Origin of the sequence: Parvibaculum sp., from assembly GCF_035511255.1 — a bacterium.
In the GTDB taxonomy this organism is placed as follows: domain Bacteria; phylum Pseudomonadota; class Alphaproteobacteria; order Parvibaculales; family Parvibaculaceae; genus Parvibaculum.
On sequence record NZ_DATKFR010000147.1, the window covers coordinates 1 to 5790 of the forward strand.

A 5790-nucleotide genomic window follows, 5' to 3' on the forward strand; every position below is an offset into this window, starting at 1 on the left:
GCGGCGCCGTTGATCTTCTCGCTATGGTCGGCGACGAAAACGAAGACGGTATCGTCGAACCAGGCATGGGCGCGGGCGCGTTCGATGAAATCGCCATAGGCCCAGTCGGCATAGCGCGCCGAGTTCTCGCGGTTCTGAAGCGCGGGATCGGCTTTGACATGCGTTTCGGGAAAACGGTAGGGCCGGTGGTTCGATACGGTCATCATGGTGAGAAGGAAAGGCTTTCCTTCCTTCGACATGTCGTCCATGCGCGCAATTGCTTCCGTATAGAGGTCCTCGTCGGAAACGCCCCAGGCGGTTTCGAAACTGTCGTGGCGGACGTCCATCTGGTCCCAGACCGGATCGAAGCCGATGCCCGCCCAGTAATCGCCCATATTGTCGAAAGCATCGCGGCCGCCGTAAAGCACGGCGGTGCGATAACCGAAGCTCTGCAGCAAATAGGGCAGGGAATACATGCCCTCCGATTCCGCGCGGCGCGCCGTCGAAATTCCGGGGATCGGCGCGAAAGCCGTCTCGGTCGCCTCAAGCCCGCGGACGGTCCGGTCGCCCGACGCATAGATGTTGGTGAGGAACAGGCTTTCGCCCGAAAGCTTGTCGAGCGCCGGCGTGATGCTCCGGTTCTTCCATTTCGGATAGTCGAGGACGCTGATGAATTTCGAGCCGAAAGATTCATTCGTCACGATGACGATGTTGAGCTTGCGCGGCCTGGTGCCGTTATCGACCCAGCGGCGAATGCTGCGCGTGCCGGCCGGATCGATGAAGGTCGTATTGTCCTGGGCGACGAGCTTGCGCGTGATGCGGATCGCCTCCCGCTCGTCCATGGTCGGATAGATGCCGTCATATTCCTGGTCGTTGGTCAGCGCGGCGCCGATGAAGGTCGACCAGCCGTTCTCGGCGAGTTGATTGATTTCGCGATTGGCGCTGACGTCGCCGCTCGACATCGAGAGAATGCCGACGCTGGCGCCGAGGACCAGAGCCGAAAGCGCGAATTCGCGCAAACGCAGACCCCTGCGCGGCGCGGCATCGAGGGCGAGGCGCAGTCGTTTGCGTAATACGAAGGCAAGGACCGCGGCAACCGCGACCACTATCGGCAAATAGAGCGCAACGTTGAAGGATTCCTGGAGATTGCCGATCACCTCGCGCGGGAACATCAAGTAATAGAGCGCGATGCCGTTGAGCCGGCTGTCGAACTCGTTCCAGAAGAACACTTCCGCGATGGCGCTGAACACGAGGAGGAAGAGGACGCCGATCAGGAGGGCGAAGGACAGCTCGCGTCCGAACCGCTTCTTCCAGCGGAGGCGGGCATTGAGCAGCGCCAGAAAGACGACGGCGAGGATGAGCGCGACGCAGAGATCGCGCAGTGCGCCCGCGCCGAAAGCGGCCAATATGTCGGCGGGCGTTCGCTCGGTCGACGGCGTGACGAGGAGCGCGGTGAGAAAGAGGCGCAACAGCGTGAAGGTTCCGAACGCGAGCCCGGCCATAAGCGAGGCGAAGCGCAGGCGCGGCGAAACCGAATGCAGCATATGCCGCCAGCGAACCCGTATGTTCTGCATGAATGCGATTTCTCGCCACTTGTGCGGCGTGTTCTGTTGTGGGCGATCACGCCTCCCCGGCGAAGCCCGATGGTCATCGAACTGTAGCATGTATGTCACAGTTCGCGTTTAAATGTTTTTATTCTCGCGTTCTCCGACAGCATTTACGGGCTTCTGCACAAGGACCGGGCAGCGAGGTGACAAAGCCTGTGCAGGCATGCCGCAACGGCGGAGCCGGAAAATTTCTATTGAAAATTCTGTAGGTTAGCCCGCTCATACTCTGAACGGAGATTCAGCATTTGGCGGTTGCGCCCCTTTTCCCGGGTGCTATAACTTCCGGCCAATCGATCTTCCCATCGGGGCCCTTTCGCGACTTCCCGCCGCCCCTCATGCCGGATGAATGCTCATGAATATTCACGAATACCAGGCCAAGGCCGTGCTTGCGAAATACGGCGTGGCCGTTCCGCGGGGCTTTCCGGCCTTCAGTGCCGATGAAGCGGTGGACGCCGCCACGAAGCTTGGCGGTCCGGTGTATGTCGTGAAGGCGCAGATTCATGCCGGCGGCCGCGGCAAGGCCGGCGGCGTCAAGGTGGTGAAATCGATCGACGACGTGAAGAAGGAGGCGACGCGCCTTCTTGGCTCGACGCTCGTCACGCATCAGACGGGTCCGGCCGGCAAGCAGGTCAACCGCCTCTATATCGAGGAAGGCTCCTCGATCGCCCGCGAGCTTTACCTCTCGGTCCTGGTCGACCGCGCGACCTCGCGCATCGCCTTCATCGTTTCGACCGAAGGCGGCATGGACATCGAGGAAGTGGCGCATTCGACACCTGAAAAAATCCTCACCTTCTCGATCGATCCGGCCTCGGGCGTTTCGAGCTTCCACGGCCGCAAGGTCGCTTTCGCGCTCGGTCTCGAAGGCGATCTCAACGCGCAGGCCGTCCAGCTCGTCGAGAAGCTCTACAAGGCCTTCGTCGCCGAAGACATGGCGCAGCTCGAAATCAATCCGCTGGTCGTCACCGGCGACAACAAGCTCGTCTGCCTCGACGCCAAGGTCGGCTTCGACGACAACGCGCTCTACCGCCACAAGGACATCGTCGAACTCCGCGACTTCACGGAAGAAGATCCGGCCGAGGTCGAGGCGTCCAAATACGACCTCAACTACGTCAAGCTCGACGGCAAGATCGGTTGCATGGTCAACGGCGCGGGTCTTGCCATGGCGACGATGGACATCATCAAATATTATGGCTCCGAGCCCGCCAACTTTCTTGACGTCGGCGGCGGCGCGACAAAGGAAAAGGTCACGGCGGCCTTCAAGATCATCCTCTCCGACAAGAATGTCGAAGGCATCCTCGTCAACATCTTCGGCGGCATCATGCGCTGCGACATCATCGCGGAAGGCGTGATCGCGGCGGCCAAGGAGGTCAGCCTCAAGGTTCCGCTGGTCGTCCGCCTCGAAGGCACCAACGTCGAACTCGGCAAGAAGATCATGGCCGAATCCGGCCTGCCCATTATTTCAGCCGACAATCTCGCCGACGCGGCCGAGAAGATCGTCAAGGCCGTGAAGGAGGCTGCGTAACAAATGGCTGTTCTCGTCAATTCGGAAACCAAGGTCATCACTCAGGGCTTCACCGGCAAGCAGGGCACGTTCCATTCGGAGCAGGCGATCGCCTACGGGACCAAGATGGTCGGCGGCACCTCGCCTGGCAAAGGCGGCACCACGCATCTGGGGCTCCCGGTCTTCAACACGGTCGCCGAAGCGGTCGAGCGCACCGGCGCGAATGCCTCGGCGATCTATGTGCCGCCGCCCTTCGCCGCGGATGCGATCCTCGAAGCGATCGATGCGGGCATCGAGCTTGCCGTCTGCATTACCGAGGGTATTCCGGTTCTCGACATGGTGCGCGTGAAGCGGGCGCTGTCCGGTTCGAAGACGCGGCTTATCGGGCCGAATTGCCCGGGCGTCATCACGCCGGGCCAGTGCAAGATCGGCATCATGCCGGGGCACATTCACAAGCCCGGTTCGGTCGGTATTGTCTCGCGTTCCGGCACACTTACATATGAAGCGGTGGCCCAGACGACGGCGGCGGGTCTCGGCCAGTCGACCTGCATCGGTATCGGCGGCGACCCGGTCAACGGTACGAACTTCATCGATTCACTCGAAATGTTCCTCGCCGATCCGCAGACGGAATCGATCATCATGATCGGCGAAATCGGCGGCACGGCGGAAGAAGAAGCCGCCGACATGATCAAGGCCTCCAAGGTGAAGAAGCCGATGGTCGGTTTCATCGCTGGCGTCACGGCCCCCCCCGGCCGCCGCATGGGCCATGCGGGCGCCATCGTTTCGGGCGGCCGCGGCACGGCGGAAGCCAAGATGGAAGCCATGAAGTCGGCCGGCATCCGGGTTTCGCCCTCGCCGGCGGCCCTCGGCACCACGCTGGTCGAGGTTCTGAAGGGGCGCTGAGAAGTCGCGGAATCGTCACCCTCCGGTCGCCGGTTCCGCAACGTTATTAAATGGCTTGTTGACCTTGACCGGTTAAGATTCCGGTCGGCAAGTCGCCTCTATCAAACAGGGGGTGCGAGGGCGACCTCGCACCGGACACCCAATGAGCAATGACAGCGCCACCGAGCGCTTCGAGCGGACGTCCTTCCTTTACGGAACCAACGCAGCCTTCGTCGAAGAACTGCATGCCCGCTACCAGCAGGACCCGAATTCGGTCGATGCGGAGTGGCGGAGCTTCTTCGAGAGCCTCGGCGACAAGCGCGAGGATGTGCTGAAGGAAGCGAAAGGTGCTTCCTGGCAGCGGCCCGACTGGCCCGTTCCCGCCAATGGCGAGCTCGTCTCGGCACTGGACGGCAACTGGGCTGCCGTCGAGGCTCCGATCAAGCAGAAGATTTCCGAGCGGAAGGGCGGCGCGAGCGAAGCTGAAATCCGCGCGGCGACCCTCGACTCCGTCCGGGCGCTGATGATGATCCGCGCCTACCGCATCCGCGGCCATCTCGACGCCGATATCGATCCGCTGCAGCTTCGACCGAAATCCGAGCATCCCGAGCTTCAACCGGAAAGCTACGGCTTTGGCCCCGACGATCTTGATCGGCCGATTTTCATCGATCATGTGCTCGGTCTCGAAACGGCGACCGTGCGCCAGATGCTCGAAATCCTGCGTCGTACCTATTGCGGCACGATCGGCGTCGAGTTCATGCATATCGGCGATCCGGAAGAGAAGGCCTGGATCCAGGAACGCATCGAGGGACCGGACAAGGAAGTCACCTTCACCGAGATGGGCCGGCTTGCCATTCTCGACAAGCTGATCGCGGCTGAAGGCTTCGAGCGCTTCGCCGGCATCAAATATATCGGCACCAAGCGCTTCGGTCTCGACGGCGCTGAAGCGATGATCCCGGCGCTCGAACAGATCATCAAGCGCGGCGGCAATCTCGGCGCCAAGGAAATCGTTTTCGGCATGGCGCATCGCGGGCGTCTCAATGTGCTCGTCAATGTGCTGTCGAAGCCCTATCGCGCGATCTTCCACGAGTTCAAGGGCGGATCGTCGAACCCGGAAGATGTCGACGGTTCGGGCGACGTGAAGTACCACCTCGGCGCCTCGTCGGATCGCGAATTCGATGGCAACAAGGTGCATCTGTCGCTTACCGCCAATCCCTCGCATCTCGAGATCGTCGATCCGGTGGTCCTCGGCAAGGCGCGGGCAAAGCAGGACCAGCTGCATGACAGCGTGCGCGGCTCGGTCATTCCGCTTTTGATCCATGGCGACGCGGCCTTTGCGGGCCAGGGTGTCGTTGCCGAATGTCTCGGCCTGTCGGGCCTCAAGGGGCACCGCACGGGCGGCTCGATCCACTTCATCATCAACAACCAGATCGGCTTCACCACGAGCCCGATCTTCTCGCGCTCGTCGCCCTATCCGTCCGACGTCGCGAAGATGGTGCAGGCGCCGATCTTCCATGTGAACGGCGACGATCCGGAAGCGGTCGTCCATGCGACGAAGATCGCGACCGAGTTCCGGCAGCGTTTCAACAAGCCGGTCGTCGTTGACATGTTCTGCTATCGCCGCTTCGGCCATAACGAGAGCGACGAGCCGAGCTTCACGCAGCCCCTGATGTACAAGAAGATCAGGAGCCATCCGACGACGCTCGAAATCTATTCCGAGCGGTTGATCGCGGCCGGGTTGCTGACGAAGGAGGAGTTCGAGGGACGTCTCGAAGCCTTCCGTCAATTGCTCGAAGGCGAGCTCGAAGCCGCGAACAACTT

Annotated in this window: 4 protein-coding genes; 3 read left to right on the forward strand and 1 reads right to left on the reverse strand. The window is 61.6% G+C overall.

Going from position 1 to position 5790, the window contains the following annotated elements:
• Window positions 1-1553: LTA synthase family protein (locus VMR03_RS05225; protein ID WP_325402964.1), on the reverse strand; the 1553-nt coding region annotated here is incomplete at its 3' end.
• A gap of 385 nt (window positions 1554-1938) precedes the next feature.
• Here VMR03_RS05225 and sucC point away from each other — a divergent pair.
• The 3 genes from sucC to VMR03_RS05240 form a co-directional block, all read left to right on the forward strand.
• The gene (gene sucC, locus VMR03_RS05230; RefSeq protein WP_325402966.1) at window positions 1939-3108 is read left to right on the forward strand and encodes an ADP-forming succinate--CoA ligase subunit beta; all 1170 of its coding nucleotides are present in this window, start codon (window positions 1939-1941) and stop codon (window positions 3106-3108) included.
• A gap of 3 nt (window positions 3109-3111) precedes the next feature.
• Window positions 3112-3990 carry a succinate--CoA ligase subunit alpha gene (sucD, locus tag VMR03_RS05235; RefSeq protein WP_325402968.1) on the forward strand — a complete coding sequence of 293 codons (879 nt, stop codon included), beginning with the start codon at window positions 3112-3114 and terminating at the stop codon, window positions 3988-3990.
• A 142-nt stretch (window positions 3991-4132) separates the two neighbouring features.
• The coding region (locus tag VMR03_RS05240) for a thiamine pyrophosphate-dependent enzyme (RefSeq protein WP_325402970.1) at window positions 4133-5790 on the forward strand (1658 nt) is incomplete at its 3' end.

Bases quoted from the DNA above. Each gene is read 5' to 3' on its own strand.
- sucC (WP_325402966.1), top strand. From the start codon at position 1,939: ATGAATATTCACGAATACCAGGCCAAGGCCGTGCTTGCGAAATACGGC.
- sucD (WP_325402968.1), top strand. From the start codon at position 3,112: ATGGCTGTTCTCGTCAATTCGGAAACCAAGGTCATCACTCAGGGCTTC.